Origin of the sequence: Actinomadura sp. 9N407 (genome assembly GCF_044326315.1) — a bacterium.
Taxonomy (GTDB): Bacteria; Actinomycetota; Actinomycetes; order Streptosporangiales; family Streptosporangiaceae; genus Spirillospora.
Window position 1 is genome coordinate 445,824 of sequence record NZ_JBIRAW010000001.1, and the last position, 25,811, is coordinate 471,634.

Genomic DNA, 25,811 nt, shown 5'->3' on the forward strand with positions numbered 1-25,811 from the left:
GTTTCCAGTGTCTCGGAGCGGTGCGATGGCGACCCATCAGGTGTTCAACCAGGTTCCTCCCCTCGTGGGCCACGATGTGGCCGACGATCCGGCGCTGCTGGACGGGATCGAGCGCGAGGGCGCCGGCTGGGCCCTTCCCGAGGTCCATGAGCTGGGCCGCCTGTCGGGCACCGAGCAGGCCCAGGACTGGGGACGCCTGGCCAACGAGCACCCGCCCGTACTGCGCACCCACGATCGCTACGGTCACCGCGTCGACGAGGTCGAGTTCCACCCCGCCTGGCACGACCTGATGCGCACGGCCGTCGAGCACGGCCTGCACGGCGCACCCTGGGCCGACGAGCGCACCGGCGCCCACGTCGCCCGTGCCGCCAAGTTCTATGCCTGGCGGGTCGACGCCGGGCACGGCTGCCCGATCTCCATGACGTACGCGGCCGTACCCGCCCTGCGCCAGAGCCCCGAACTCGCCGCCCGGTACGAGCCGCTGCTCAGCACCTCCGTCTACGACTTCGGCCTGCGCGAGCCGTCCGGCAAGAGCGGCCTGCTCGCCGGCATGTCGATGACCGAGAAGCAGGGCGGCTCCGACGTCCGCGCCAACACCACCGAGGCCGCGCCCACCCCCGACGGCACGTACCGGCTGCGCGGCCACAAGTGGTTCACCAGCGCCCCGATGTGCGACCTCTTCCTGACCCTCGCCCAGGCCCCCGGCGGCCTCACCTGCTTCCTGGTCCCCCGCGTACTGCCGGACGGGACGCTCAACCCGCTGCGCCTGATGCGGCTCAAGGACAAGCTCGGCAACAAGTCCAACGCCTCCGCCGAGGTGGAGTACGAGGACGCCGTGGCCTGGCGCGTCGGCGACGAGGGCCGGGGCGTCCGCACCATCATCGAGATGGTCAACATGACCCGCCTGGACTGCCTGATCGGCGCCGCGGCCGGGATGCGGCAAGGCGTGCTGACCGCCGCCCACCACGCCGCGCACCGCAAGGCGTTCGGCGCGAACCTGATCGACCAGCCGCTGATGCGCAACGTTCTGGCCGACCTGGCGATCGAGTCCGAGGCCGCCACCACCCTGATGACCCGGCTGGCGGGCGCCACCGACCGTTCCGTACGCGGCGACGAGACGGAGACGGCCTTCAAGCGCCTCGCCCTCGCCATCGGCAAGTACTGGGTCTGCAAGCGCTGGCCCGCCCACGCCGCCGAGTCCCTGGAATGCCTCGGCGGCAACGGCTACGTCGAGGAGTCGGGCATGCCCCGCCTCTTCCGCGAATCCCCGCTGAACTCCATCTGGGAGGGCTCCGGCAACGTCGCCGCGCTGGACGTCCTGCGCGCCATGGCCAAGGAGCCCCAGACCGTCGAGGCCTTCTTCGCGGAGATCGACTCCGCCGCAGGCGCGGACCGCCGCCTCGACGCCGCGATCCTCCAGGTCAAGGACTCCCTCACCGACACCGCCACGATCGAGCAGCGCGCCCGCCGCGTGGTCGAGCGCCTCGCCCTCACATTGCAGGGATCGCTCCTGGTCAGGCACGGCCACCCGGCCGTGGCCGACGCGTTCTGCGCCTCCCGCCTGGCCGGCGACTGGGGCAACGCCTACGGCACCCTGCCCCCCGGCCTGGACCTCGGGACCATCATCGAACGCGCCGTCCCCAAAACCACCTGAACCCGGAACACGCGGCGCCGCCGGACGTGGACGCCCGACGCGCGCTGACAGAACGCCCCGAGACGTTCTGACCTCGCCGAACACTGTGTCCGGTTTCACCGTTCCCATCCCGTATCATTGGCACCGCAGGTCACACCTCAGGCCACCGGGGCCCGCGACGTCGCAGCCGGCGACGGAGCCAGTGGACCACGCCCGCCACGGTCGTCCCGCCGGGGGACCGTACGCAAGGACGGGCGGCACCAGGCCCCGAGGACGTGTTCTTGCACTCGATCGAGGGGCCTATGCACTGTCCCCCGATAGAGCAAGGACGAGTCCGATGGCTTCTCCGGCATCCGCTGTTGAGCGGTTCGACACCACGTGGTTCATCCGTGCGAGCAAGGCGCTGCTCACGTTCACCGTGGGCGGCTTCGCCCTCCTGGTGGTGTTCGGCAACGTGACCGATTACTGGACGAACTTCAACTTCGTCTCGCACGTCTTCTCGATGGACGCGCAGAAACCCGCATTGCAAGAGGTCAGCAACATCAACTACCGCGCGGTCTCGTGGCGCTGGTTCCACCATGCCGGCTACATCGGCGTCATCCTCACCGAAGCACTGATCATGGTGGCCTGCCTGGCCTCCGCGTGGCGGCAGGCCCGCACGCTGCGCGCGGCCGACGCCGCGTATCGCAACGCCAAGCGGTGGGGACTGGCCGGCTGCACGATCGGCCTGTTCCTGTGGTTCTTCGGCTTCCAGGCCGTGGCCGGTGAATGGTTCGGCATGTGGATGAACGACACCTGGAACGGCATCCCCGACGCGGTGCGCCTGTGCACCTACATCGGCATCGTGCTCGTCTTCCTGTCCATGACGAACGACCGGGCACCGCGCGAGACCGACCACGCCTGACGGTCGGTGCCGTGGCAGGCGAAGCCGAGGTGGTCCTTGGCGGCGCCCCAGCCGTTGGATGAAGTCCGGCGAACGAGAAGTGGCCCACCCCGTGGCGGGGTGGGCCACTTGCGGGTCCTGGAGTGTCAGGGCCGGTCGAACCGGCCGAAAGTACCGTCACCGACGGCATGGACGGTGCTTTGGGCCGATGCCCGGAGATGGCGCCGGTTCCCAGGATGGGGGCATGTCGAATGAGGATTCCGCCCCGGTTCTCCAGGCCGAGGCGCTGACGAAGAGGTACGGACGCCGGGTGGCGCTGAGCGAGGTCGACCTCGCCGTTCCCGCCGGCCGCATCGTCGGTCTGGTCGGCCCGAACGGTGCCGGCAAGACCGCAACGCGATTGTGACACTTCTTTCGGGACCCTAACGGCGCTGGTCACGGGACGACGGGGCGTCAGATTGTGGGTGGTCGGGTGCGGGCTTGATCGGGGCGGCGGGCTGCTAGCCTCGCGCGGCTTCGGGCTTGCCTGCGGCTGCCCGCCTTAGGCCCGGGGCGGCCCGCCGGAGGGGTCCCCGGTCAAGGTCGTGCCCGGCCGCCCGTGCGCTCGCTCAACCCTGTGCGGGTCTAGGAGTTGGGCGTGTGCCCGGCGGGTGTGCGGGGCGGCGGCTTAGCGCGCTGGCCGGGTCGCATACGCGCTTTTGGGTACTGCGGCCGACGGAGGCGGCCACCTGGAAGGGGCGGGGGCCGGGGTTGGTTGGGAACCAAATCATCAGCCTGAGGGCCTTCCGTCGTCATTGGTGACCGCGTGCGGTAGGCGGCGAGATGAACGGGGCGCGTGGTGGGCGCATTGCCCGGGTATCACCTGGCTTGGTCGGGGTGGCGATGTGAGCGGGAAACGGGGCGTGCATGGCTCAGGTGCGGGTGACTTTCACGGGTCCTCAGCAGTTCGGTCAGGTGAGGGTGACAGAGCTGACGGTGGAGGCGGATCGGCTGGTGCTGATGAACGGCGGTAGCGCGGTGCTGGATGTTCCGGCGGAGGCGCTGGCGTCGGCCGATCAGGGGAGCGGCGGGCGGCTGGATCGGCTGCGCTCGGTGCATCCCAACCACGGCAAGGCGTGGACGGAGCAGGAAGACACGGAGTTGCGGCGGCTGTTCGGTGCGGGGGTGGGGACGGGCGACCTCGGTAAGCACTTCGGGCGTAGTCGCGGGGCGGTGCGTTCGGCGTTGCTGCGGCTGGGCCTGGTGGAACGGGGCGTGCCTAGCCAGCGTGAGGGCTAACGGGCGCTGAGATGAGCAGCCGGCGGCCGCGCTGGCGTGCCGGGCTGAACGGTGGTCACAGCGAGAGCGCGGCTGCCGGTCGCGGAACGTGCACGGTGAAGCCGCTGGGGGTGGGGCCGGTTCGCGCTGGTGCGCGTGGCCCGGTGGAAGGGACGGCGGGAGGGGGCGTCACGCGCCCGGACGGCGAGCGGCGTGGGGTAGGGGCCCCGCGTCCGTCTCGGCCGGACTGGGCGCTGGTGACGGTCCCGATCCGCCGTTCCCTGACCGCCGGGTTAGCGTCGCCGAGTCGAACCGAACTGCTACCGGCGGCGTGACCGAACGTCACGGCGCGCGCCGAACGGGCGCGCGCCTGCCTTGACCTAGTAGGGAAAACCCTCACACGACGGGAGGCCGCCGGATTGGGGTAGGCGGTGGAGAGCGATGCTCGTAGGGTGATCGGCGTGACTGAGGAGTGGGCGGACCATCCGTTGCTGGTGTTGTGGGACGTCGATCACACGCTGATCGAGAACGGTGGGGTGAGTAAGACGCCATCTCATTTGGTGGTTCGGTTGTAGCCTGCCGTTCGTGGAGATGGTCGAGCGGTTGGTTCCGGAGGAGTTGTGGGAGTTGTTCCAGCGGGTGGTGCCGCCTGCTCCGACGCGGCCGCAGGGTGGTGGCCGGCGTAGGTACGGGGATCGTGAGGTGCTGGCCGCGATTGTGTTCGTGGCCACCACCGGCTGCACCTGGAAGCAGTTGCCGCCGGTGTTCGGTCCGTCCGGTCCCACTGCGCACCGCCGCTTCACCGAGTGGACCGCGGCGCGGGTCTGGGCCAAGCTGCACCGCCTGGTGCTGGACGAGTTGGGAGTGCGCGGGGAGTTGGACTGGTCGCGGTGCGCGATCGACTCGGTCAGCGTCCGGGCGAGCAAAGGGGGGAGCTGACAGGCCCGAATCCTGTCGACCGCGGCAAGCCTGGGTCGAAAATCCATCTGCTGGTCGACCGTGCCGGACTGCCCCTTTCTGTCGGGATCTCGGCGGCCAACACCCACGACAAACTGGCGCTGCAGCCCCTGGTCCAGGGCATCGTGCCGATCCGCTCGCGGCGCGGTCCACGCCGGCGCCGCCCCGGCAAACTGCACGGCGACAAGGGCTACGACTACACCGATCTGCGGCGCTGGCTGCGCCGGCGCGGCATCACCCCACGCATCGCCCGCCGCGGCATCGAGTCCTCCGAACGGCTGGGCCGCCACCGCTGGGTGGTGGAACGCACGGTGTCCTGGCTCAGCGGCTGCCGCCGCCTGCACCGCCGCTACGAACGCAAACCCGAGCACTTCCTGGCCTTCGTCGGCATCGCCGCCACCCTCATTTGCCACCGCCAACTCACCAAATGAGATGCCCTCTAAAGAGACCTACGCAGGCGCGTTTGAGCTGCTGACCGGAAGGTCTGCGGAGCATCGAGCAAGAACCGATGGACGTACTGACCCGATCATCCTGGGTGACCTGGTCGAACGGCATGGGCTTGCAGTCTCTGCGGAGGATGAGGCGAGGTTCGGAGAGGTGCTCGCGGCCGCACTGTCGTCTCGGACGGAACGGTTGAGCCAGGTCGGATACGCCTTGCCCGGTGCCAGGGAGGCGATCGCCGCACTGGCAGCTGTGCCCGGTGTCGTACAAACCGTCCTGACAGGGAACATCAAGGCGAACGCCTACACCAAGGTCGCGACGTTCGATCTTCACCACGGCTTGGATTTCGAGATCGGCGGATACGGATCGGACGACATCGTCCGGGCGAATCTGGTCGGGATCGCGCAAGCGCGGGCCTCAGCGAAGCACGGCGTGAACTTCAGCCCGGGGAACACGGTGGTGATCGGGGACACGCCTCGCGATGTGCAGGCCGGGCGGCTGGGCGGTGCCTACGTGGTGGCGGTGGCGTCGGGCAGTGACAGCGTTGAACGACTGCGCGCAGAGGGGCCGGACGTGGTACTTGCCGATCTCGTCGATACAGACGCCGTTGTGGCTGCCGTCACGGGCGTGCGGAAGGTGAAGGGTTCGTAGGCTCGTGGGCCTGCGTTCGCTGCTGCCAGAAGTTGGATTCCTCGATCGGTGTCGCGGTCTCCCAGACGCGTTCGAAGCTCTTCAGGTAGGTATCGAAGAGGTCGGCGCCCTCGATCCGGCGTAGGTGCAGGATCGGCGCAATGTACCCGTACGTCCCGTACATGTGTTGATTGACGAGCATCTGATCGTCGTAGCGGAAGATCGAGTTATAGAGGGACGTCCGATGAAGCATGAAGTCGATACCGGGCGTGCCGACCAACGGGCTGTAGTAAGTCAGCGCCATACGGATACGCGCGGGGATGGCATCATAGAGCCGTTCCTCGACCCCCCGAAGCACCATCTCGGGACTGTCCGGGTCCCCTAGAACGATCCGGACCTTGACACCCTCCCGGGCCTTGCCGCGAATGATCTCGATCGAGTCGGGATTCTCCTCAGGCAGGAAGAGACTGGCATTCGCCAAAAGCCAGATGTCGGTTCGGGCGTTCGTCAGCAGGTCAGACCACAGTTGCCGAGGTGTGTTGGCTCGGTGCGAGTAGTGGGTGACGATCTCTGATTGAGATGTGGCCTCTCGGTCACCTTCCAAGTCGGGCCATAGCCAGGTGACCGGAACTTCCAGAAGCCTCGCCGTTCGGTAGGCCGCTGGCCTCCTAGGGGTGACCCCTCGCGTGATCCATCGCTGAACGCTCTTGGCGTCAAGGCCGAGTTCGTCGGCCAACTGCTGTTCGGTGTAGCCGCTGTTGATCAGGACGCTGCGAAGCCGCTCGTTCTTCACGATCAAGGTGCCCTATCCCTGGGGGGCGTTAGGGGACGTTTTTAGCACGAGTACAACGTCCCGTAAAGCGCTATGGACGTGGTGTTGCCGGTCCTCGCTGCGGGTGTCGGATCGGATCAAGAACACGACGATCCGACAAGGGAGGCGGAAAGCGATGGGTGCTGGCCATGAACAGGGAACGGGGTCGCGACTGGGAGCGGCCATGGGCGACGGGCGGTTGCATCTGGCGGCGCTGGATGCGGTGATCGCGCACAAGTCGGCGAAGGCGTTCGGGAAGAAGGACCGACCGGTTCCGCTGGCGTGCGGTCTGGTGGCTCGTCGGGCGGCGGCGCCGGTGCTGAACGTGGTGCGGGAGGGGGACCCGTCGCGTTCGGTGGAGGTCGGGTGCGTCCGGCGCGATGGTGAGTGGTGGTACCAGGTGCCGGACTCCGGGGAGTGGCTGTCTCCGGTGGAAGAGGTGGAGCGGGTTCCGGGTGTACTGGTCGCGCTCTTGGAGCGGGGGGCGCGGTGATGGCGCGGCGGGTGGATGAGCCGTTGGAGGCGTGCACCGGGCTGGATGAGTCGATGCGGCGGCCTTCGACGGCGCGGATGTATGACGTGTTCCTGGGTGGCAAGGACAACTACGCGGTGGATCGGAAGGCGGCTCGGGAGGCGGAGGAGGCGGCGCCGTCGATCGTGCGGGCGGCGCGGGACAACCGCAGGTTCATGCATCGGACGGTGGCCTGGTGCGCGGGTGAGGCCGGGATCGATCAGTTCGTGGACATCGGTACCGGGATGCCGACTTCGCCGAACGCGTGGGAGGTGGCTCGCAGGTTCGCGGCGGGTGCGGTGGTGGTCGGGGTGGACAACGATCCGGTGGTGCTGGCCCATGATCGGGCGAGGTTGGGCGGGATGCCGATCGTGGCCGGGGACGTCCGGGACCCTGGGGCGGTGATCGCGGGTCTGGGCGAGGTGATCGACTGGGGGCGGCCGGTGGCGGTGCTGCTGGTGGCGGTGCTGCATTTCGTCACCGATCAGCAGGACCCGGCGGGGATCGTGGCGTCCCTGGTGGAGCGGTTGGCTCCGGGTAGTGCGGTGGTGATCTCGCACGTGTGCTCTAGCGGTGCTGATCCGAGGGTGGTGGCTGAGGTGGAGCGGGTGTATGCCGGGACGCCGACGCCGGGCAAGTTCCGTACCCATGAGCAGATCGCGGGCCTGTTCGGTGGGTTGCGGATGGTGTCGCCGGGGGTGGTGCAGGTGCAGCACTGGCCGATCGACGCGGGTCCGGTGACGGCGCTGCCGGTGCTGGGCGGTGTCGGCCGGGTCGCGCGGTGAGCGGTTCGGGCGGCGAGGCGGCAAGGCGGTGCTGTGATCACCCGGTGGGCGTGGCGGGGCCGGGGTGCCCGCTGGTGTGTCTGGGGCTGCGTCCTCATGTGCTGAACCCGCTCAAGGGCGAAGGTGTCCGCACGGTGGGTGACCTGGTGTCGGCGCTGGACCGGGATGAGGTGGCGGGCTTTCGCAACGTGGGTGCGGTGGCCTTGCGGGAGATCGGGGCGGCGCTGGTGGCCTGCGGCGTCGTCGATGAAGACCACAAGGACCGCGAACCGGCGACGGTGCTGGCCTGGGTGGTTCGTGAGTACTACGGCGGTGACGTCGAAACGACCCTGGATGACCTGGCCCGGCTGGCGGCCGAGAAGGAGCGGTTCGCCGCGTACGCCGCGTGCGTAAGGGAAGGAGTGTCGCAGCATGAATGACGGTGGACGGCCGGGTGATGCGGCTAGGGTCTCGGGCGTGACAGATCTGGTTCCCGCTGCGCATGCCGGTGTCCAACCTGCGTTCTCGTGGTCGGGTGGGGGTGGTGTGCTGCGGCTGGGCACACGTACCTCTCCGCTGGCGATGACGCAGGCTCGCGGCGTGGCCGCGCGGCTGGAGGAGCTGGCGAACGTCCGGGTTGAGATCACCGGTATCCAGACGGCCGGGGACCGGCATCGCGGGCACCTGGGCGAGTTGGGCGGCAAGGGCGCGTTCATGCGGGAGATCGACCGGGCGTTGCTCACGGGGCGGGTGGACATCGCGGTGCACTGCCTCAAGGACGTGCCCGGCGACGTGCCGCGCCCTGAGGGCCTGGTGTTCGCCGCCTACGTCGAACGCGACGACACCTCCGACGTGATGCTGTTCCCGATGGCCAGCAGCGTGCAACGGCTGGCGAACCTGGCGCCGGGCGCGCTGGTGGGCACCTCGGCCGTACGGCGGCGCGCCCAGCTCGGGCGGATCCGGCCTGATCTGCGGGTGGAGTATCTGCGCGGGAACGTGAATTCGCGGCTGGGTCGGTTGGACTCCGGGGAGGAGTTCGACGCGATCGTTTTGGCCAGTGCGAGCCTGAGTCGGCTGGGCATCGAACGGGCGGGCGAGGCGCTCGACATCCTTCCGGCCGTGGGGTCGGGGGTGCTGGCGGTGGACTGCCGGAAAGCTGATCAGGACATCGTGGAACTGGTCCGGCTGCTGGATGATCGGGAGACCCGGCGGTGCGTGAACGCCGAACGCACGATGCTGCATGGGCTGCGCGGGCACTGCAACAGCCCGATAGCCGGTCACGCCCGTTTCGAGCGGGACGGGCAACTCAGCCTGCGCGGGATGGTCTTCACCCGTGACGGGTCCCGCTTCGTTCACTCGCAGGAGTGGTCAGAGCCGGACAAGGGCGCCGACCTCGGCGCGTACGTCGCCGGTGACCTGTTGCGTAAGGGAGCACGCGACCTCATCGACGGCATCCCGCACTGACGGGCCGATGGTGAGGGCAACCCCGGCTGCGGTCGGGGTTGTTCGCGTTTCGGTGTCGTGGTCCTGAGGGGTGAAGGGGCCGCGGCTTCCCTTTCGTGCTGACAGGGAAGGGGCCCGCCGAATGCCGTAGGCACCCGCAGGGCGACCGTTAAGGGAGTTCGGCCGGCGCCGTGGGCACCTTCCGCCCTGGGGTGTGACCGCGTGGAAGCCGCTGCCCCGGCGCGGGCGTGAGCGGGGGCAGGGTTCAGGTGGGGTGGTCGGCGGCGTGGATGGTGGTGGTGTCGGCTGGCCAGACGCTGAGGGTGTGGTCTATCGGCGGGCCTAGCTCGCTATGCAGGGTGGTGGCGCGGACGAGCACGATGCCGTGCGGGGGTAGTCGCAGGGTGGCGGCTTCGTAGGCGGTGGGGTGGCGGGCGGTGACGGTGCTTTGCGCGGTGGTGATGACGTGCGGGGTGTGGATGGCCAGAGCTTGGGGCCATGGTTCGGGGATGGGTGCGGCTTGGGCTATGGCACTGTCTTCGCGAACGGCGATGGTGTAGCTGGTGCGGATCTCCAGTGGCACGGTTCCGGCGGTGTCGGTGATCACGCGGCGGCGGACGTGGATGGGGACGCCGGGGTGATAGAGCCTGAGGGCGTGGGCGACTTCGGCGGGCGCGGGTTCGGTTCCGGCCTGGACTGAGGCGACGGCGGTGAACTGCGCGGGAAGGGGCCCGCTGAGCGGCACTGTGTGCGCGGGGCGCGGCGGGGCGTAGGTGGGAGGGACCAAGTTGGGTACCTGGGTACCGGCGGGCTCGGGGTCGGGGCCGGTGGCCTCGACGTCGTAGCCGGAGGGAACGGGTCCGGCGGTGGCGATGAAGCCGCGCCTGCCCTCGGCGCGTGCCCATCCGAGTTCGGCCAACTCGGTCAGCACGCGGCGGCTCGTCTTGTTGGAGACCTGCCAGCGCCGTTGGATGTCGGTGTTGGAGGGCAGCAGGGAGCCGGGGGCGTAGGTCCCCACCTGGATGGCGCGGATGATCTCGTCACGGATGGTGGCGTAGAGCGCGGGCGTGCTGCCGGTGGTGGCGCTCCCTGCTTCAAACTTGTCCCCGTGTCCCAATGTGGCCACCCCGATCGTTCCGGATCACTTGTGAGCTGCGCCTTTACCGTTCCGCAATCAAGCCTAACGTACACGGCTGTGTCGGCAAGGGTTTACAGCTCTGTACCTCGCGGCAGACTTTGGGTCAAGGTACACAGTCGGGTACCTCTCGGACGGGAAAGGGGCGCACAGGTGGAGTTTCGCGTGCAGATGGATGGGCTCCGGTTCGTGGTGGCGGACATGCCGGAACAGCGTAAGGAGTTCGAGTCCGGCCAGCTTCGGACGGACGCTGAGGGGCGGCCGCTGTTTCAGGCGCGGCTGCTGGCGATGGACGGCGCGGGGTCGGCGCCGATTAAGGTCGGGCTGATCGGTGACCCGGGCTTGGAGCAGGGCGTGTTCGTGCGGCCGGTGGGGCTGGTGCTGAACACCATCGACCGGCGGGGCGACACGGTGACGTGGTGGACGGCCGAGCGGCTGGAGCCGGACGGGCCGGTTCCGGCGGACGGGCCGGGCGGGAAGCCGGGCGGCACGGGCAAGGCGGCGGCCGGTAAGGCGGGCGAGTGATGGCGGGCCGGGTCGGCGGTCGGGGCGGCGTGGTGCCGCCGGATGCGACGGTGGCGGTGGGAGCGGCCGAGCACGGTTGGCCGTACGGGCGGTGCGCGGTGGTGGTGACGGTCTCGGCGGCGGGCCCGGTGCGGGTCAACTACGCGATGACCGAACCGGCGGGGCCGATGTGGCTGCGTCAGGTGCCGGTGCGTGGTCGGCGTCGGCGGCGGGTGCTGGCGGCGGCGCTGGGGTGCGGGGTTCTGGACGGCGCGGGCACGCGGTGGGTGAACGAGGGCACCCAAGACGCGTTGCACGGCTGGTTGCACGTGGCGGCGAGTGGCCGATCGCGGGTGGTGCACTTCCCCCAAAACGGCCGGATCGGCGGCGCGGCGCTGCGGGACCTGATGCTGGACCTGGTGCCGGGCGGGGTGTGGAAGGACCTGCACGCGCGGCGTGATGAGGCATGGGCGGCCTGGGCGCAGCATGCTCGCGGTGACGCGCGGTCGCTGGCGGTCGAGGGGACGCTGACCGACCCGACGGTGCGGGATATGGAGGCGACGTTGCCCGATCCGGCATCGGCGGGCGGGGCTGAGGCGACGCTGCGGGATCCTGGAGCGCGGGGCCCGGTCGGCGGTGACACCGGAGATGTCCACGTGGCGGGGTGGGAAGGTCCCGGCGGGCGGCTGGCTCGGGGCGGCCCGGACGAGGGACGACCGGGCATCTGGCACGGCGGGGGTCGCGGGGGTGTCTGGTGAGCGGCGGCCCGTCCCGGCGTTACAGCGGGGTGGATGCGCCGGGGCGGGTGGGGCTGCCTCCGGTGATCCAGCGGCCGGAGTTGCCGGTGCGGGCTCGGCTGACGGTCGGGTCGGCGGTGATGCTGTGGGTGGTGCGGCCGTCCTGGCTGTGGCGCCGGGAGATCGCGGCCGTGCTGATCCTGGTGGGCCTGGCGGCGGCCGGCTGGTGGCGGCGGGGCTGGCCGGGGTCGGTGGCCGCACCGGTCGGCCTGGTGCTGCTGGTGGCGGCGGTCCCGTGGGCTCGGGCCCGGGTGGCGGGGGCGTGGCGGGCGGGTCGGCTGCGGCGGCGCTGGGATCGGGCGTGCCGGTTCGCCGGGCTGACGACGGTGAACGACCGGATTCCGCGTATCCGCTCGGACCGGCAGGTTCCGGCGGGTGATCGGCTGCTGGTGCGGGTGCCGCGCGGCGCGACGGTCGCTGATCTGGCGGGGCAGTCCGATCGGGTGGCGGCGGTGCTGCGGGTACGTGACGTACGCGTCGGCCCGGACCTGGCGCGGGCGGACCTGGCGCACGTGGACATCGTGCGGCGTGACCCGTTCGCCGGTCCCGGCGGCGCGGGGGCGGCTGCGCCGATCGTGTGGCCGTGGGTGGACTCGGGTCAGGTGTCGCTATGGGATCCGGTGCCGGTGGCGGTGGATGACATGGGCGATCCGGTCACGATGACGCTGCCCGGCAAGAACCTGGTGCTGGGTGGTGAGCCTGAGGCGGGCAAGTCGGCGGCGCTGTCGCTGGTGCTGGCGGCGGCGGCACTGGACCCGTACGTGAGGATCTGCGGGCTGGACGCCAAACGGCTGGAGCTGGCGTTGTGGCGGCCGGTGATGGACCGCTGCGTCTACAACGACATGGACGAGGCGATCACGCTCCTGGAAGACCTGATCGCGATCATGGACGACCGGTATGAGGTGCTGGAGGCGGCGGGGCGGCGCTCGTGGCGGCGCTCGGACGGGGCGCTGTACCTGATCCCCACCGATGAACTGCGGTTCTACACCGCCAATCCGGACGGGGCGGCGGCCAAGCGGTTCACGGCGCTGGCGATCGACCTGGCGGCGCGGGGCCGCGCGGCGGGCATGATCAAAGCCAGTGCGACACAGAAGCCCTCGGGCGACGTGGTCAAGACCTCGTATCGGGATCTGCTGGCCTACCGGTGGGCGATGCGGTGCACCACCCGGGACGCCTCCGACACGATCCTGGGCGCGGGCTGGGCTACGAAAGGGTTCAGCGCGGCCGAGATCGACGTGAACACACGCGGCGTGGGGCTGCTGCTGGCTGAGGGCGGCTTCCCGCGCCTGTGCCGCTCGTACTACCTCGACGACCACGACATCCGGTCGATCGCCGCGCGCGGTGCGGCACTGCGGCGGCTGGTAGTGGGCGAAACCTCCATCTGAGGCGCCCCTCCCTCTCTCTCCTTCTTTCTTCCTGGGCTCCGCGTGGCGGGGTGGCGGCAGCGTGCCCGGCCGCGCGGGGCCCTCTCCTTCCTGATGGGAGTGATGACATGGCGACGATCGATAAGCCGTTGGATCCGACGGTGTGCCCGTGCGCGGCGCGGGTGGCCGGGCGGGTGTTCCCGGTGCAGCGTCCGGCGCGGGCCTTCGATGAACGGTTCTCCGGCGCTCTGGTGCGTGAGGTCGGCGAGGCCCTGGCCGCGCACGGATACCCGGTGATCGAGGACGACTCCCCCGACTTCTACGCGCTGATGTGGTGCCTGTGGCGGTACTGCTACGGCCACGCGGGCGAACCCTCCGACGCGGGTGACGTGAGCAGAGATCACCCGGGTGACGGCGGGGGTGAGGGCCCGGCGGGGTCGGGTGGTTCGGGGCCGCTGGGATGAGCGGCCGTCGAGATGCCCGCAGGGCACCCCGGAGGGGCGACCGTGAGGGAGTGTCGCCGGCGGCACCGGCCGGGGCGAACCGGCCGGACGTGGTGCCCGGGGGTGTGCTGGAGGGGATGCTGGCGCGGGTCGCCTCGGAGGAGGGGTGGCGGGCGTGGTCGGGTCAGGTGGCGCATGCGGGTCACTGCCTGCGGCCGGTGCGGGTGCGTGGCGGCGCTGCGGCGGTGGACTCGGGCACGGGTGAGGTGCTGGCGGAGTACTCCACGGCGGGCAACCCGGATGCGGCGCTGATGCTGGCGTGCGGGGACCGGCGGACGGCGGTATGTCCGGCGTGCGCTGAGGTGTACCGGCGCGACACGTGGCAGATGATCGCGGCCGGGCTGCGCGGGCGGGTGCCGAGCCTGGACGGCGGGGCGGACGCGGTACCGGCCTCGGTGAGTGGGCATCCGGTGGTGCTGGCCACGTTCACCGCGCCCGGGTTCGGGGCGGTGCACCGGACCTGTTCGGACGGGCCGTGCCGGGCTCGGGGCGGGCTCCCGGTCTGCCCGCACGGTGCCCGCCAGACGTGCGAGGCGCGGCACGGTGAGGGTGACCGGCTGGTGGGGGCTCCGCTGTGCTGGGACTGCTACGACTACGACGGGCACGCGCTGTGGCATGGCGCGGTGCCTGAGCTATGGCGCCGGACGGTGATCTACCTGTACCGCGCGCTGGCCCGGCTGGCGTCGGCGGCGACGGGGACGGCGGTCACGGTCCGCGCGATCCGTGATCTGCTGCGTGTCTCCTACGTCAAGGTTGCCGAATACCAGAAGCGGGCGGCGGTGCATCTGCACGCCGTGATCCGCCTGGATGGCGTCCACGCGGGTGACCCGGCGCGGGTGGTGGCTCCTCCGGCGTGGGCCGATGCGGCACTGCTGGCGGCGGCGATCGGTGAGGCCGCTGGGCGGGTGGCGGTGCCGCTGCCTGAGGTCGGCGGACAGCGGGTGGCGCGGTGGGGCGGCCAGCTCGACATCTCGCCCGTGGCCGATCCGGGGCGGGCGGCGGCGTATCTGGCCAAGTACGCGAGCAAGACGGCCGGGGATGTCCTCGGTGGGCTCCCGCCTCGCCGGTTCACGCGCCGGGATGCGGAGCGGGTCAGTCGGCGGGTGGACAACCCTCACGTGATGCTGTTGGTGGTGGCGTGCTGGCGGCTGTCCCGCCTCCCGCAGTGCGCAGGAATGCGGCTCGATGACTACCCGCACACCCTGGGATTCCGGGGCCACTTCGCCACACGGTCGCGGTGGTACTCGGTAACCCGGGGGACGCTGCGGACGGTCCGGCGGTCGTGGCGGACACGGGGGCAGACGGCGGGCACCGGTGACCCGTGGGCGCGGGCCCGTGGCGGCGATGGCGGCGCGGTGCTGGTACGCGATTGGCGATATCTGGGTACCGGCTGGGCCCGTCCGGGTGACGCCGATCTAGCGGCGACGCTGGCGCGCGATCACGCGGCCGTCCGGGCGTGGGCCGACATCGCCACCGTGAGCAGTGCGGGCGGGGGTGACGGTGATGGGTGAGCTGATCGGGATCGCGGTGGCGCTGTACCTGCTGCGGTACCTGCTGCGGCTGCCTGGACGCACCTCGCGCCGGGATCGGATCACCTTCCGGTTCCGGGTGCCGCTGCGCGAGCGGTACCCGCGCGCCTGGTGGTCACTGGTCGCCTTCGGGCTGCTGGTGGTGGCGCCGGTGTTCGGGCTCGGCTCGGCGTGCGGGTGGTGGGGGCCGTGACCGCGCCCCGACCGAGAAAGAGCCTGGCGCGCGGGCTGGTGGACGTGCGGTTCACACAAATGATCACGCCCCGGCTCGTGGGGTGCCTGTATGTGGCGGCGGCCGGGCTGGTGGGGCTGGGCGCGCTGGCCGGGGTGGCGCTGATCGCGGGCCTGTCGGGCTGGCTGGGCGCGGGCTGGCTGATCTTCGCGCCGGTGGTGATCGCGGCCGGGGCCGTGGGCCTGCTGCTGGCCCGGGTGGCGTGCGAATGGCTGCTGATGGCCTTCACACGCGGCCGGGCACTGAGCGACGGCGAGGCAGCAAGCAAGGCCGACCGTGCGGCCGATGGCCGCTGGCGACAGAAAGGGGAAAACGGTGATGAGTGAACGGGTGCGAACGGCGGGGCGGCGCGCGATGGCGGCCTACGTGGCGTTCTGGCGACGAGTGGACCACGCGGCCGGGCGGGGCCTGCGTCTCCGGGTCCGGTGGCTGGGGCGGGCGGTCGTGGTGGCGGTCGCGGTGACGGCGCTGGGCGCGGCGCTGCTACCGGTGGCACTGCCGACACCGGAACGGACGGCGGTCCCGCGCTCGGCCTCGACCGGTCCGGCACCCTCGGCAACCCGTGCGGTGATGCCGGTGGTGGGCCATGCGCAGTTGCGGCGGGCGCTGCTCAAGCCGAACGAGACCGGCATGGCGTTCGGTAGCCGCAAGTTGCGGCGCTACCCGCTGGGCATGATCCACGATCCTCAGGGCGTACCGACGTGCTACTCGCGCGGCGTGCAGATTCCCGGGCGGGTGATCGAGATCCACGGCAGGCGCAAGGCGCGCGGCAATCCGCGCGTCTCGGACGGATACGCGGTGCACGCGGTCGCCTACGCCAACACGGGCCAGGCGCGTCATGCGATGGGGATCCTGCGGGCGCGGGCCAAGCGCTGCCCGGCCAGCAGCCGCTACCCGCGCACACCAATGAGCGGGGGCCGGTACGCGGTCGAACACAAGCTGTCGTGGCGGGTGACCGGCGAACGCTCGGGCGGGGACTGGGCGATGCTGCGCGGGATCGAACGCAAAAGCTACGGGCGCGGGTGGGCCGAACCCAACCAGGTCCAGCGGGTGACCGACTACGCCCAGCGCGGCAACGTGGTGATCATCCAAAGCCTGCACCTGTGGCGCAAAAGCGGCACCTCCGACGCGCCGACACTGCAACAGGCCGCGCGGCTGCTGGACCGCACCGTGACCCGGCTAGGCGGCGCTCCGTGCACCTGGACCGGACGCCACCTGGCATGCGCGGTGACCGGCGCCTGACCAGGCTGCCCGGCCGCACCTGCGACATGGTGCCGGGTGCCGCCGGGCCGGGACGCACCGGGAAAACGCGCCGCTTGCGGCTCCATCCAGAGGGCGGGGGGTGGGGGTTTGTGGGAAGGCGCCGGCAAAAGGGCCAAACCATGATCACTTAGTGGGTGGGGTGATGGCTGGCGACGGGGTGAGGCGACGGGATGGGGATGAGCGGTCCAGCGGTGAGGATGATCAGGCGGCGGCGGACGGTCTGAGTGAGGATGCGCGGGCGTGGGTGCGGCGGACGGTGGCTGAGCTGGGGCCGCTGACCGCTGATGAACGCGAGTATCTGGCCTGGATGTTCCATCGGCGCGTGTGAGGGTGAACGGTGATGCCCCGCCTCCCGGGGGGTGGTTCCGGGGGGGCGGGGCATCGGCTTGTGGGTGGGTGGTGTCCTAGGCTGCCTCGGCGGTCGGCGCGGGCGTGGGGCGCTTGCGGCGGGTGATCTTCACGCGCTCGTGCACCGGGGTGCGCTTGCCCCGTCCGATCGGCTGAACCTGCACCGTGAGCAAGCGGCGGGTGATCTGGCGCTGTTCGCCAAAGCTCAACTCGTCCCAAGCGGCGTCCACGTCGTCGGCTCCCACCAGTTTGGCGGCGGGGTCCTCGTCCTGGGCGATCGCGTCAAGGCGGGCCTGAACGGTCTCAAGCTTGCGGCGGCGCTTGGCGGTGCTCTCGTTGCGCTGCTCGCGCGTGATGCGGTCCTCCTCGTAGTCCTCGGCGATCTCGATCAGGCGGTCCTTGTGCCGCTTGACCTCGGCGCGCAACGCGGCGACGTCTTCGGCTGCGGTCCGGGTTCCGATGATGTCGGCGGGGTCGGACGTGCGGACCCATTCCTTCAACGTCGCGACCACAAGCGCGTCAAGGGGCGCGCGCTCCACCTTCACGTGGCCGGTGCCTCCGTTGACCTGGCACCGGTAGACCTCCCGCTCAACGATGGTGACCTCTCGGGTGCGGCGGTCGGTCTTCTGGCGCTGCTCGGCCTGCACCCGCAAAACCTCACCGCACGGGCACCGGTAGATGCCGGACCCGAACCACTTGGCGGCGTTGCCCGGGGTGGTGCACCGGTCGGGGTCGGTCAGTTTGGCCACCAGGCTCCAATACCGGTCCGGCTCGATGATCGGGTCTCCGGGCAACGTCCCGACCACTTCGTCCCGCCTGTAGGGGCTGCCGTCGTCGTCTTGGACCTTGCGATGCACCAACAGACCAGCATTGCAGGGTCGAAGAAGCATCCCGCGCACGTTGCGGGCCTCCCACGGCTCTCCCTTGCGGTTCCGCCATCCCTCGCCGTTGAGATCGCGGGTGAGTTCCCGCAACGGGACGTCTCCAAGCGCCTTGTCTGCGGCGCCCCGGATCCATCGGGCCTCGTCCTGGCGCACGGTGCCATCAGGGTGGAATCCGTAGCGGACGCTGCCACCGCCGGACCGGCCTTCCTCGGCCAGACCACGGCGCTTGTCGCTCACCCGGCGCGCGGTGTCCCGGCTGGCCTGGTTGGCGATCGCGCACATGATCCGGGCCATGGTGATATCGGCGTCACAAGCCAACCGGAGACTTCCGGTCACCGAATCGACCACGATGCGCGGGCGGCTCTGCTCGACCACGTCAATCAGGTCCTCCAAGTCACGCGGGTCCCGAACGGTCCGGTCCAGATGCACCGACAGGAACATCGGCCACCGACCGGACTCCAACAGACGCAGCGTCTTACGGAACTGCGGCCGGATCGTGCGTAGCTGGCGCTCCCCGCTGGGAAGGGTGATCTTGCGGCGCTTGAACGCGCTGGTGTCGTTCTCCACCAGAATGAGCCCGATTCGCTGGCGCTTGCTGGCCGCGTGATCGATCGCGGCGACCACTTGCCGCGCCACTCCGTCCACGTCTCCGGGCTCGGCGTCGCTGATCCGCACAAGCGCAATCGTGTCGGTCTCCGTCGCCTCGGCCCCGGTCGCGGACCATTCGTGACCGGTCTCGCTCCACCGTCCCGCAAAGCCGTTGATCTCCATCGCGGCGGCGCTGGCCATAGCCTCCCGAACCTGCGCGACCCTGATCCGGTCGGCCTTGTCCACCTCGGTCGCCTCGGCCGTCTTCGTCGCGGTTCCCATCTCGCTCATCCCGTCGCCTCCTGCTCGCCTCCGTGCCCTTCTACCTGCAATTCTTCCCAAAAGAAGTGTTGGAACCACCTGTCCGGGAAGTCGACGCTGCTGAACCTGGCCTGCGGGCTGCTGGAACCGACGTCCGGCTCGCTGCGCGTGCTGGGATCCCGGCCGGCGGAGAGTGCCGCGCACCTGGCCCGGGTCGGGTTCGTCGCGCAGGACACTCCCGTGTACCCGTCGTTCAGCGTGGCCGACCATCTGCGCCTGGGCGCGCGCCTGAACCCGTCCTGGGACCAGGCGCTGGCCGAACGGCGCGTCTCGCAGGCCGGGCTGAATCCGGGCCAGAAGGCGGGACGGCTGTCGGGCGGCCAGCGCGCGCAGCTGGCGATGACGATCGCCGCCGCCAAGCGCCCCGAACTGCTGATCTTCGATGAGCCGGCGGCCGCGCTGGACCCGCTGGCGCGCCGGGGGTTCATGGCGAACCTGGTGGGGTTCGTCGCCGAACTCGGCGCGGGCGCCGTGCTGTCGTCGCACCTGCTCAGCGACATCGAGCAGGTCTGCGACCACCTCATCGTGCTGTGCGGGGCACGGGTCCAGGTCGCCGGCGATGTCCGGGCCCTGCTCGCCGGCCACCACCGGCTGATCGCGCCCCGAGGCGCGCTCGACAGCCTGCCCGGCGGTGTCGAGGTCATCCGGATGGAGCACGACGGCCGGTACAGCCGTGTCCTGGTACGCACCGGGCTGCCGCCGTCGTCGATCCCGTGTCCGGTCGAGCCCGTCACGCTCGAGGAGCTGGTGCTCGGCTACATGTCCCGGGCGAACGCCGCGCCCGCCGTTTCCGTCGGGGCCGCCGCCGGGGAGGGATCGCGATGATCTGGTTGAACTGGCGGCAGTTCCGCCTCCAGGCGCTCGCCGGCGCCGTCGGGCTCGCCCTGATCGCCGCCTACCTGCTGTATCTCGGCGTGGAGATCCGGGACGCGTACGACGGCTACCGGTCCCGGTGTTCCGACCCCGGCGCCTGCGCGCAGGCGAGGAGCCAGTTCCAGAGCGGCTATCACAACACGTTGCTCTTCGTGGCCGGCGGGCTCGGGCTGATCCCCGTCATCATCGGAACGTTCTGGGGGGCGCCGCTGATCGCCCGGGAACTGGAACTCGGCACCCACCGCCTGGTCTGGAACCAGAGCATGACCCGCCGCCGCTGGCTGATCGCCAGGATGGCGTTCGTCGGCTCGGCCGCGATGGTCCTGACGGGCCTGGCCGGGCTGCTGCTCACCTGGGCGGCCTCGCCGTACGATCAGGTCGCCGCCGACCGGTTCGGCGCGGTGGAGTTCGGTGCCCGCAACATCGTCCCGATCGGCTACGCCTTCCTCGCCTTCACCCTCGGCACGATCGTGGGCCTGCTCGTACGCCGGACGCTCCCGGCGATGGCCATCACCGGCGTCGTCTTCCTGGTGGTCCAGTTCTCGGTGCCGAACATGGTGCGGCCGCATTTCCTACCGCCCGAGAGAACGACCCTGCCGATGACCGCGCAGAACATCAACGAGGCCAGGAGCCTGGGCAGCATCACCGGCGCACCCTCCATCGGCGGCCTGCGGGTGCCCGGCGCACCCGACGCCTGGATCAGCGGGATCAGCCCGCTGCGTACCGCGGACGGGCGGACGGTCGCCGACAGCGCGTTCAACGGCTGCCTCGACACCGCACCGAAGACCGGCGCCGGCGGCACCTTCGGCGACACCGCGGTGTGCCTGTCCAAGCTCGGCCTGCACGTTGACATCGAGTACCAGCCGAGCGGCCGTTACTGGGTGTTCCAGCTGATCGAGACCGGGCTCTACCTGGTGGCCGGCGGAATCCTCATCGCCATCGCCCTCCGGCGCGTCAGGCGCGCCTGAACCGACCGTTCTCACCGACCCCCGTCCGGGCTGTGGACACCGAGAAGGATCCCCACGTGCAACCTGCGAATGTTCCTGAACGAGTCGTCCGTCCGACACCATCGAAGGCTGGCGGAATGCCGTCGCCGTCGGGGTTTCCCGGGCCGGCGAACTGCCGCAAGAGCCGTCGCCCATGGCGGCCCTGGCCCTCGCCGTGCTCATCGGCTCCTCGCTCAGAGCGCTGCCCGTGGTACCCGCCGTCGCCATCGCCGCGGGCGGTGTCGCGGTGATCGCGTTCAGCTGGGTGTCCGGGCCCACCGACGTGACGACCATGGCCACCATGCTGCTGGTCGGGAGTCTCGTCATCGGGCCGCTGCCGCGCGCGTTCGCTGCCGTCCGGCACCGCCGGACGGCGGATCGATAGCCTGGTCGCCGTGACGGGTTCGGGGGGATGGGTCCGGTTCGCCTCCGTGACCGGGCTCGGCATTGTGTTCTTCGCGGCGATCGCCGTGCAGGCCGCCGCCATCGCGCAGAGTTGGGGCTCCTGGTACTGGGTGCCGGGCGGCGTCTTCGCGGTGGCGGTGTGCCTGCCGGCGCTGCTGGGGCTGCGCCGGCCGCTCTGGGCGGCGGTCGCGGGGCTCTGCGTCGCGGCGGCGGCGATCGTGGTCACCCGCGTGGCGGGCCCCGATCTTCCCGCCGAACCCAGCCCCGCCATGACCCTGGGTCTGGCGGTGCTGACCTGCTCCGCGCTCCGGGCCCTCCCGCCCGTACCGGCCGGTGCCATCGCGTCCGCCGGGCCAGCAGTGATCATCGCCGGTCAGCTCGCCGCCGGGCCACCGTCCACCCGCATCGCGGCGGTGACGGCGCTGGACGGCATGGTCTGGCTGGGCGGCGTCGGGGCCGGGCTGGCGCTGCGGCTGCTGGACGCGCGGTCGTCCGCCGCCGCAGAGCAGGTACGCCGCGACGAGCGGCTGGAGTTGGCCCGGGAACTGCACGACGTCGTGGCCCACCACATCACGGGCATGGTCGTCCAGGCGCAGGGCGCACAGGTGGTCGCGCGGCGGAACCCGGAGCAGGTGACCGGGTACCTCAGCGAGATGGAGGCCGCCGGCACCGACGCCCTGGCCGCGATGCGGCGGGTCGTCGGGCTGCTGCGCGACGCCGATGACGCGGCGGCGTACCCCAGGCAGGAACGGCTCGACGAGTTGGTGGAGCGTTTCCGAAAGCAGGGCCCAGAGGTGCGGCTGAGCGTGCCGGACGGGGACACCGAGTGGCCGCCGGAAGTGACGACCACCGTGTACCGCGTCGTCCAGGAGGCGTTGACGAACGTCCTGCGGCACGCGCCCAAGGCCGGGTCCGTCACGGTGATCGTCGAGCAGGACGCGCAGGGGGTCACCGTCGAGGTCACCGACGACGCCCCGGCGCCCCCGGCCCGGCACCACCGCGGCGGGTACGGCCTGATCGGCATGCGCGAACGCGTCGAGACGCTCGGCGGCTCGCTGCGCACCGGGCCGCGGCCCGATGCCGGCTGGTCCGTACGAGCGGCCCTGCCCGTCCCCACCACGGAGCCCCGATGACCATCTCGGTCCTGCTCGCCGACGACCAGGCGATGATCCGCCGCGGACTGCGGCTGATCCTGGAGGACCAGCCCGACATCAGCGTCGTCGGGGAGGCGCCCGACGGGGCCGAGGCGGTCGCCATGGCCCGGCGGCTGCGCCCCGACGTGTGCCTGGTGGACATCAGGATGCCCCGGCTCGACGGCATCGAGGTGACCCGCGCGCTGGCCGGCCCCGGTGTACCCGCCCCGATGCGGGTCGTCGTGGTCACCACGTTCGACCTCGACGAGTACGTGTACGGGGCGCTGCGCGGGGGTGCGGTGGGATTCGTCCTCAAGGACGCCGGGCCCGCCCTGCTCGTCGAGGCGGTACGCGCCGCCCACAACGGCGAGGCGCTGGTCTCGCCGTCGGTCACCGTCCGGCTGCTGCGGCACCTGACGGCCATCTCGGCACCGTCCGGCGCCGGGCAGTCCCCGCCGCTGTCGGACCGCGAACTCGAGGTCGTCCGGGTCCTCGCGCGCGGCCGCAGCAATCAGGAGATCGCCGCGGAGCTGTTCATCTCGCTGAGCACTGTCAAGGGCCATGTGTCGGCCGTTCAGACCAAGCTGGGGGTACGCAACCGGGTGGGGATCGCCGCGTGGGCGTGGGAGAACCGGCTCATCGACACCCGATAGCGCGTGTCAGCCGTGATGCCGTCGATGCGGGCGCGCGTACTCGTCGTACCGCCAGAGCATGACGCCGAGCATCGCCGGAACCATCACCGCGTGCTGGACGGTCATTCCCGCCATCACCTCGAAGGCGCCGGCCCAGACCAGGGCGGCGGCCATGAAGGTCGGCACGAGCATGGACGCGGCCATCTCCAGGGAGCGCATCGCGGAATGGCCGCGAAGGCTCATCCAGAGGACCATCGGGACCGTCATGTTGACGCCCATCAGCGTCACGCGGAACGCGCCGGGATGGTCGGCGAGGCTGCTGCCCGCCGCCCCGAACGCGAGCATCGTCAGGCCGCTGAACACGCCCATTCCCACGAGCATCACGAGGACCATCTCGAGGAAATGCCGGGCGAAGGCGCGGCCGCTGCGGGAATCGCCGTGCGGGACGTCTCGCGCCGATGTCGTCTGCTCCGGATTCATGCTGGAAGAATCACAGCCGCCCGCCGCCGTCACCAGCCCTGATCGCGGCTTGGCGCGAATTCTGGGAAACCTGTCCCGCCCGCGTGGGCGGGGTGCTCCTATTCTGGGTTCGTGACGTCCCACCATGTCGTGCTCGTCGGGTACGACGGTGCAGAACTGGTCGACATCGCCTGCGTGACCACCGCGCTCGGGCTCGCGAACCGGCTCGGTGCCGGCCCGGCCTACCAGGTCTTCCTCGCCTCCGCCGAAGGCACCGAGATCCGCTGCGAGAGCGGGCTGACGTTGCGCGCCCAGGGAGAGCTCGAGGCCGTCCAGACCGTCGACACGCTGATCGTCTCCGGCGGCTGGGGGCACACCGCCGCCGCGGCCGACACCGAACTCGTCCGGCAGATCCGGCGGCTGGCCGCGCGGTCGCGCCGCGTCGCCTCCCTCTGCACCGGCGCCACGATCCTGGCCGAGGCGGGGCTGCTGGACGGGCGGCGCGTGACGACCCACTGGCTGTTCGCGAAGGAGCTGGCCCAGCGGTACCCGGCGGTCGCGGTGGACGCGTCACCGATCTTCATCCGCGACGGCCGCGTGGCGACCTCCGGCGGCGTGACCGCCTCGCTGGACCTGACGCTGGCCCTCATCGAGGAGGACCACGGTCCCGAGCTGGCGCAATGGGTCGCCATGGGCATGGTCACCTACATGCAGCGGCCGGGGAACCAGGCCCAGATGAGCGTCTTCACCACCTCTCCCCGGCCCGACCACGCCACCGTACGCGAGGCGCTGGAGCACGTGGCCGCGCAGCCGCATGCCGACCTCAGCGTCGCCGCCCTGGCGTCCCATGCCGGCGTCAGCGCACGCCAGCTGACCCGGCTGTTCCGCGAGCACCTGGGCGAATCGCCGGGCGCCGCCGTACGGCGGGTACGGATCGAGATCGCCGCCCGCATGATCGCGACGACGTGCCTGCCGCTGTCGCACATCGCCCGCAGTTGCGGCTTCGGTTCGGCGGAGAGCCTGCGGCAGGCGTTCGTCGCCAAGTTCGGCGTCAGCCCGCGGCTGTTCCGGCAGACACAGGTCCGGACGCCCCCGGCCGCGGAACCGCTCGCACGCTGATCCGGCGCAGGCCGCCGGCGCGCGGCAGCGTCAGCGGCGCAGACGGTCGCGGACGCCGGCGGCGGAAGGCTCATAGATCCCGGCGAGGACCATCACCAGGGCGGCGATCAGCGCGAGCACCCAGCCGACATCGAGGCTGACGACCTGCCCCACCAGATCACGGACCTCATCGCCCGACTGCCCGGCAAGGTTGTCGTGGAAGGCCTCGTCAAGGCGGAACGCCAGCACGACCTGGGCGATGAGCGCCACCACGCCCGCGATCGCGGCGCCGATCAGCACGGCGGGCCGCCCTTGGACCATCGCGAGGACGGCGAGCGCCGCGCCGATGACGGCCGCGGCGAAGCAGACCGTGCCCTCGGTGGTGTCCAGGCCGCGCACCGACAGCGACACGATGAAGGTGAGCCGCAGCCATGGCAGCAAGGTGGACAGCAGGAGCACGCCGGAGGCGATCAGAGCCACGGCGGACAGCACTCGAAGCCGCTGCCGCCGCCGGCCCGTCGTGGACGCGGTAGCCAGGATTCCCATGGCCGGACCTTCGGTCGGGGGTACCGGAGGTCATGACCGTGCCCGACCATCTCCCGATGAAACTCTCGCCCGGACCAAGGCCCAGGTTGAGCCGAGGCCGGCCGAAAACCGGCCGAGCCCGTAGACGTTGCGGACTGCCGAGGGTGACCGCAGGCCATCGCCCTGGCGACGCCGAAGGCGCCGTGCGACAGCACGGGAAACGGCTCAGAGGATCATGACCCGGCGCCCGCTCGTGTGACCGGCCTGGCTGTCGATGTGCGCCGCCGCGGCCTCGGCGAGCGTGTAAGACTTCTCGACCGGGATGTGGAGTCTCCCTCGCGAGATGAGGCCGGTGGCCTCGGCGAGCGCATCCGGCACGCTCCCGGCCACGCCGGAGAACCGGACACCGAGCTTCGGCGCGTCGTGGCGTGGGCGCCCAGGCTCCGCAGATAGTCCAGGTTCGCCGCCCCGGCGGTGCCGATCACCGTGATGCCGCGGTCGCGGGCGATCTGCAGCACCGCCGATCCGACTCCCCCGGACGCACCACTGACCAGCAGCGCTGGTGCGACATTGCACGGCGGACGGCGCCGCCCCGTTCTGGCGCATGATCGACGAAACACCCGCCCTGCGGAGGTACGAGGAGTCGATGAGGCTGCGCCACGCGGAGACGCTGGCAGCGGCCATCGCCGCCGATCCCGCACTGGCACCGACCGCGACGGCGAGCCGGACGATCGCGAGGTTCGCGATCGACGCCTTCTCGCTGGCCCGCGAGGCTGCCGATCCGGAGGCCGCGGTGGACGAGATCTTCCGGATGATCGAGGCGGCCTGGGAGGTCGCCTGCCCTTCTGGACGTGCGTGACGAACCGTTCCTCCGGTCAGGACAGGGCCGGCCGGGGATCCGG

General features: G+C 70.9%; 30 protein-coding genes and 1 pseudogene. 25 read left to right on the forward strand and 6 right to left on the reverse strand.

Going from position 1 to position 25,811, the window contains the following annotated elements:
- The first annotated feature begins 25 nt into the window (after positions 1-25).
- The 6 genes from ACH34Q_RS01870 to ACH34Q_RS01895 all read left to right on the forward strand — a co-directional run bounded on the left by ACH34Q_RS01870 (position 26) and on the right by ACH34Q_RS01895 (position 5,822).
- Complete coding sequence (locus ACH34Q_RS01870) at positions 26-1,654, forward strand: acyl-CoA dehydrogenase family protein (RefSeq protein ID WP_395980908.1); 1,629 nt, start codon at positions 26-28, stop codon at positions 1,652-1,654.
- Positions 1,655-1,970: 316 nt separating this feature from the next.
- Positions 1,971-2,537: a DUF2165 family protein gene (locus tag ACH34Q_RS01875; protein ID WP_395980909.1), complete on the forward strand. Its 567-nt coding sequence runs from the start codon at positions 1,971-1,973 to the stop codon at positions 2,535-2,537.
- A 223-nt stretch (positions 2,538-2,760) separates the two neighbouring features.
- Complete coding sequence (locus tag ACH34Q_RS01880) at positions 2,761-2,922, forward strand: ATP-binding cassette domain-containing protein (RefSeq protein WP_395980910.1); 162 nt, start codon at positions 2,761-2,763, stop codon at positions 2,920-2,922.
- A gap of 500 nt (positions 2,923-3,422) precedes the next feature.
- On the forward strand, positions 3,423-3,794 hold the full coding sequence (locus ACH34Q_RS01885; RefSeq protein WP_395980911.1) for a hypothetical protein: 372 nt from the start codon (positions 3,423-3,425) through the stop codon (positions 3,792-3,794).
- A gap of 570 nt (positions 3,795-4,364) precedes the next feature.
- Positions 4,365-5,161 (forward strand): IS5 family transposase gene (locus tag ACH34Q_RS01890; protein WP_395981073.1). Its coding sequence is split into 2 segments (ribosomal slippage): positions 4,365-4,707 and positions 4,707-5,161, totalling 798 coding nucleotides; the frame shifts between segments, so codons are not numbered across the junction.
- Between the two features lies 1 nt (position 5,162).
- Entirely contained in the window at positions 5,163-5,822 is a 660-nt protein-coding gene (locus tag ACH34Q_RS01895) for an HAD hydrolase-like protein (protein WP_395980912.1), read from the forward strand.
- Here ACH34Q_RS01895 and ACH34Q_RS01900 read toward each other — a convergent pair.
- Positions 5,791-6,600, reverse strand: a complete 810-nt coding sequence (locus tag ACH34Q_RS01900) for an XRE family transcriptional regulator (protein WP_395980913.1) — start codon at positions 6,598-6,600, stop codon at positions 5,791-5,793. The genes ACH34Q_RS01895 and ACH34Q_RS01900 overlap by 32 nt on opposite strands.
- A 196-nt stretch (positions 6,601-6,796) precedes the next feature.
- Between ACH34Q_RS01900 and ACH34Q_RS01905 the strand changes: the two genes are divergently transcribed.
- The 4 genes from ACH34Q_RS01905 (at position 6,797) to hemC (ending at position 9,351) form a co-directional block, all read left to right on the forward strand.
- Entirely contained in the window at positions 6,797-7,105 is a 309-nt protein-coding gene (locus ACH34Q_RS01905) for a hypothetical protein (protein ID WP_395980914.1), read from the forward strand.
- Positions 7,105-7,908: an SAM-dependent methyltransferase gene (locus ACH34Q_RS01910; protein ID WP_395980915.1), complete on the forward strand. Its 804-nt coding sequence runs from the start codon at positions 7,105-7,107 to the stop codon at positions 7,906-7,908. Before ACH34Q_RS01905 ends, ACH34Q_RS01910 begins: the two co-directional genes overlap by 1 nt.
- 74 nt (positions 7,909-7,982) lie before the next feature.
- A complete protein-coding gene (locus ACH34Q_RS01915) occupies positions 7,983-8,327 on the forward strand; it encodes a hypothetical protein (protein ID WP_395980916.1) in 345 nt (114 codons plus the stop codon).
- Positions 8,320-9,351, forward strand: a complete 1,032-nt coding sequence (gene hemC, locus ACH34Q_RS01920; RefSeq protein ID WP_395980917.1) for a hydroxymethylbilane synthase — start codon at positions 8,320-8,322, stop codon at positions 9,349-9,351. The genes ACH34Q_RS01915 and hemC overlap by 8 nt, the downstream gene beginning before the upstream one ends.
- A 244-nt stretch (positions 9,352-9,595) precedes the next feature.
- Here hemC and ACH34Q_RS01925 read toward each other — a convergent pair whose 3' ends face one another.
- Positions 9,596-10,456: a GntR family transcriptional regulator gene (locus ACH34Q_RS01925; protein WP_395980918.1), complete on the reverse strand. Its 861-nt coding sequence runs from the start codon at positions 10,454-10,456 to the stop codon at positions 9,596-9,598.
- A 162-nt stretch (positions 10,457-10,618) separates the two neighbouring features.
- Between ACH34Q_RS01925 and ACH34Q_RS01930 the strand changes: the two genes are divergently transcribed.
- From ACH34Q_RS01930 to ACH34Q_RS01965, 8 genes are all read left to right on the forward strand, one after another.
- Positions 10,619-10,990 (forward strand): hypothetical protein, encoded by a 372-nt coding sequence (locus tag ACH34Q_RS01930; RefSeq protein ID WP_395980919.1) that lies wholly within the window; start codon positions 10,619-10,621, stop codon positions 10,988-10,990.
- Positions 10,990-11,727, forward strand: coding sequence for a hypothetical protein (locus ACH34Q_RS01935; protein WP_395980920.1), 738 nt, complete (start codon positions 10,990-10,992; stop codon positions 11,725-11,727). The genes ACH34Q_RS01930 and ACH34Q_RS01935 overlap by 1 nt, the downstream gene beginning before the upstream one ends.
- Positions 11,728-11,813: 86 nt before the next feature.
- Complete coding sequence (locus ACH34Q_RS01940; RefSeq protein ID WP_395980921.1) at positions 11,814-13,151, forward strand: FtsK/SpoIIIE domain-containing protein; 1,338 nt, start codon at positions 11,814-11,816, stop codon at positions 13,149-13,151.
- A gap of 107 nt (positions 13,152-13,258) precedes the next feature.
- Positions 13,259-13,594 (forward strand): hypothetical protein, encoded by a 336-nt coding sequence (locus tag ACH34Q_RS01945; RefSeq protein ID WP_395980922.1) that lies wholly within the window; start codon positions 13,259-13,261, stop codon positions 13,592-13,594.
- A gap of 50 nt (positions 13,595-13,644) precedes the next feature.
- Positions 13,645-15,144: a replication initiator gene (locus ACH34Q_RS01950; protein WP_395980923.1), complete on the forward strand. Its 1,500-nt coding sequence runs from the start codon at positions 13,645-13,647 to the stop codon at positions 15,142-15,144.
- Positions 15,137-15,355, forward strand: a complete 219-nt coding sequence (locus ACH34Q_RS01955; RefSeq protein ID WP_395980924.1) for a hypothetical protein — start codon at positions 15,137-15,139, stop codon at positions 15,353-15,355. The genes ACH34Q_RS01950 and ACH34Q_RS01955 overlap by 8 nt, the downstream gene beginning before the upstream one ends.
- Positions 15,352-15,720: a DUF4282 domain-containing protein gene (locus tag ACH34Q_RS01960; RefSeq protein WP_395980925.1), complete on the forward strand. Its 369-nt coding sequence runs from the start codon at positions 15,352-15,354 to the stop codon at positions 15,718-15,720. The genes ACH34Q_RS01955 and ACH34Q_RS01960 overlap by 4 nt, the downstream gene beginning before the upstream one ends.
- Positions 15,713-16,636 carry a hypothetical protein gene (locus ACH34Q_RS01965; protein ID WP_395980926.1) on the forward strand — a complete coding sequence of 308 codons (924 nt, stop codon included), beginning with the start codon at positions 15,713-15,715 and terminating at the stop codon, positions 16,634-16,636. Before ACH34Q_RS01960 ends, ACH34Q_RS01965 begins: the two co-directional genes overlap by 8 nt.
- A 425-nt stretch (positions 16,637-17,061) precedes the next feature.
- Here ACH34Q_RS01965 and ACH34Q_RS01970 read toward each other — a convergent pair whose 3' ends face one another.
- Positions 17,062-18,768 (reverse strand): recombinase family protein, encoded by a 1,707-nt coding sequence (locus tag ACH34Q_RS01970; RefSeq protein WP_395980927.1) that lies wholly within the window; start codon positions 18,766-18,768, stop codon positions 17,062-17,064.
- A gap of 69 nt (positions 18,769-18,837) precedes the next feature.
- Here ACH34Q_RS01970 and ACH34Q_RS01975 point away from each other — a divergent pair, with 69 nt between their 5' ends.
- From ACH34Q_RS01975 to ACH34Q_RS01995, 5 genes are all read left to right on the forward strand, one after another.
- A complete protein-coding gene (locus tag ACH34Q_RS01975; protein WP_395981074.1) occupies positions 18,838-19,623 on the forward strand; it encodes an ATP-binding cassette domain-containing protein in 786 nt (261 codons plus the stop codon).
- Entirely contained in the window at positions 19,620-20,639 is a 1,020-nt protein-coding gene (locus ACH34Q_RS01980; protein ID WP_395980928.1) for an ABC transporter permease subunit, read from the forward strand. The genes ACH34Q_RS01975 and ACH34Q_RS01980 overlap by 4 nt, the downstream gene beginning before the upstream one ends.
- Before the next feature lie 172 nt (positions 20,640-20,811).
- Positions 20,812-21,042 (forward strand): hypothetical protein, encoded by a 231-nt coding sequence (locus ACH34Q_RS01985; protein WP_395980929.1) that lies wholly within the window; start codon positions 20,812-20,814, stop codon positions 21,040-21,042.
- 10 nt (positions 21,043-21,052) lie between these two features.
- The gene (locus ACH34Q_RS01990; RefSeq protein WP_395980930.1) at positions 21,053-22,195 is read left to right on the forward strand and encodes a sensor histidine kinase; all 1,143 of its coding nucleotides are present in this window, start codon (positions 21,053-21,055) and stop codon (positions 22,193-22,195) included.
- Complete coding sequence (locus ACH34Q_RS01995) at positions 22,192-22,848, forward strand: response regulator (protein ID WP_395980931.1); 657 nt, start codon at positions 22,192-22,194, stop codon at positions 22,846-22,848. The genes ACH34Q_RS01990 and ACH34Q_RS01995 overlap by 4 nt, the downstream gene beginning before the upstream one ends.
- Before the next feature lie 6 nt (positions 22,849-22,854).
- On the opposite strand, the gene ACH34Q_RS02000 is transcribed toward ACH34Q_RS01995, so the two are convergent.
- Entirely contained in the window at positions 22,855-23,307 is a 453-nt protein-coding gene (locus ACH34Q_RS02000) for a hypothetical protein (RefSeq protein WP_395980932.1), read from the reverse strand.
- A gap of 111 nt (positions 23,308-23,418) precedes the next feature.
- Between ACH34Q_RS02000 and ACH34Q_RS02005 the strand changes: the two genes are divergently transcribed.
- Positions 23,419-24,405, forward strand: coding sequence for a GlxA family transcriptional regulator (locus tag ACH34Q_RS02005; protein ID WP_395980933.1), 987 nt, complete (start codon positions 23,419-23,421; stop codon positions 24,403-24,405).
- Positions 24,406-24,435: 30 nt separating this feature from the next.
- Here the strand turns inward: ACH34Q_RS02005 and ACH34Q_RS02010 are convergent, their stop codons facing one another.
- Together ACH34Q_RS02010 and ACH34Q_RS02015 are read right to left on the reverse strand one after the other, a co-directional pair.
- Positions 24,436-24,930, reverse strand: coding sequence for a hypothetical protein (locus tag ACH34Q_RS02010; RefSeq protein ID WP_395980934.1), 495 nt, complete (start codon positions 24,928-24,930; stop codon positions 24,436-24,438).
- A gap of 204 nt (positions 24,931-25,134) precedes the next feature.
- A pseudogene (locus tag ACH34Q_RS02015) lies at positions 25,135-25,466 on the reverse strand (zinc-binding dehydrogenase); the annotation flags it as partial.
- A 47-nt stretch (positions 25,467-25,513) separates the two neighbouring features.
- Here ACH34Q_RS02015 and ACH34Q_RS02020 point away from each other — a divergent pair.
- Entirely contained in the window at positions 25,514-25,768 is a 255-nt protein-coding gene (locus ACH34Q_RS02020) for a hypothetical protein (RefSeq protein ID WP_395980935.1), read from the forward strand.
- Positions 25,769-25,811: the final 43 nt, after the last annotated feature.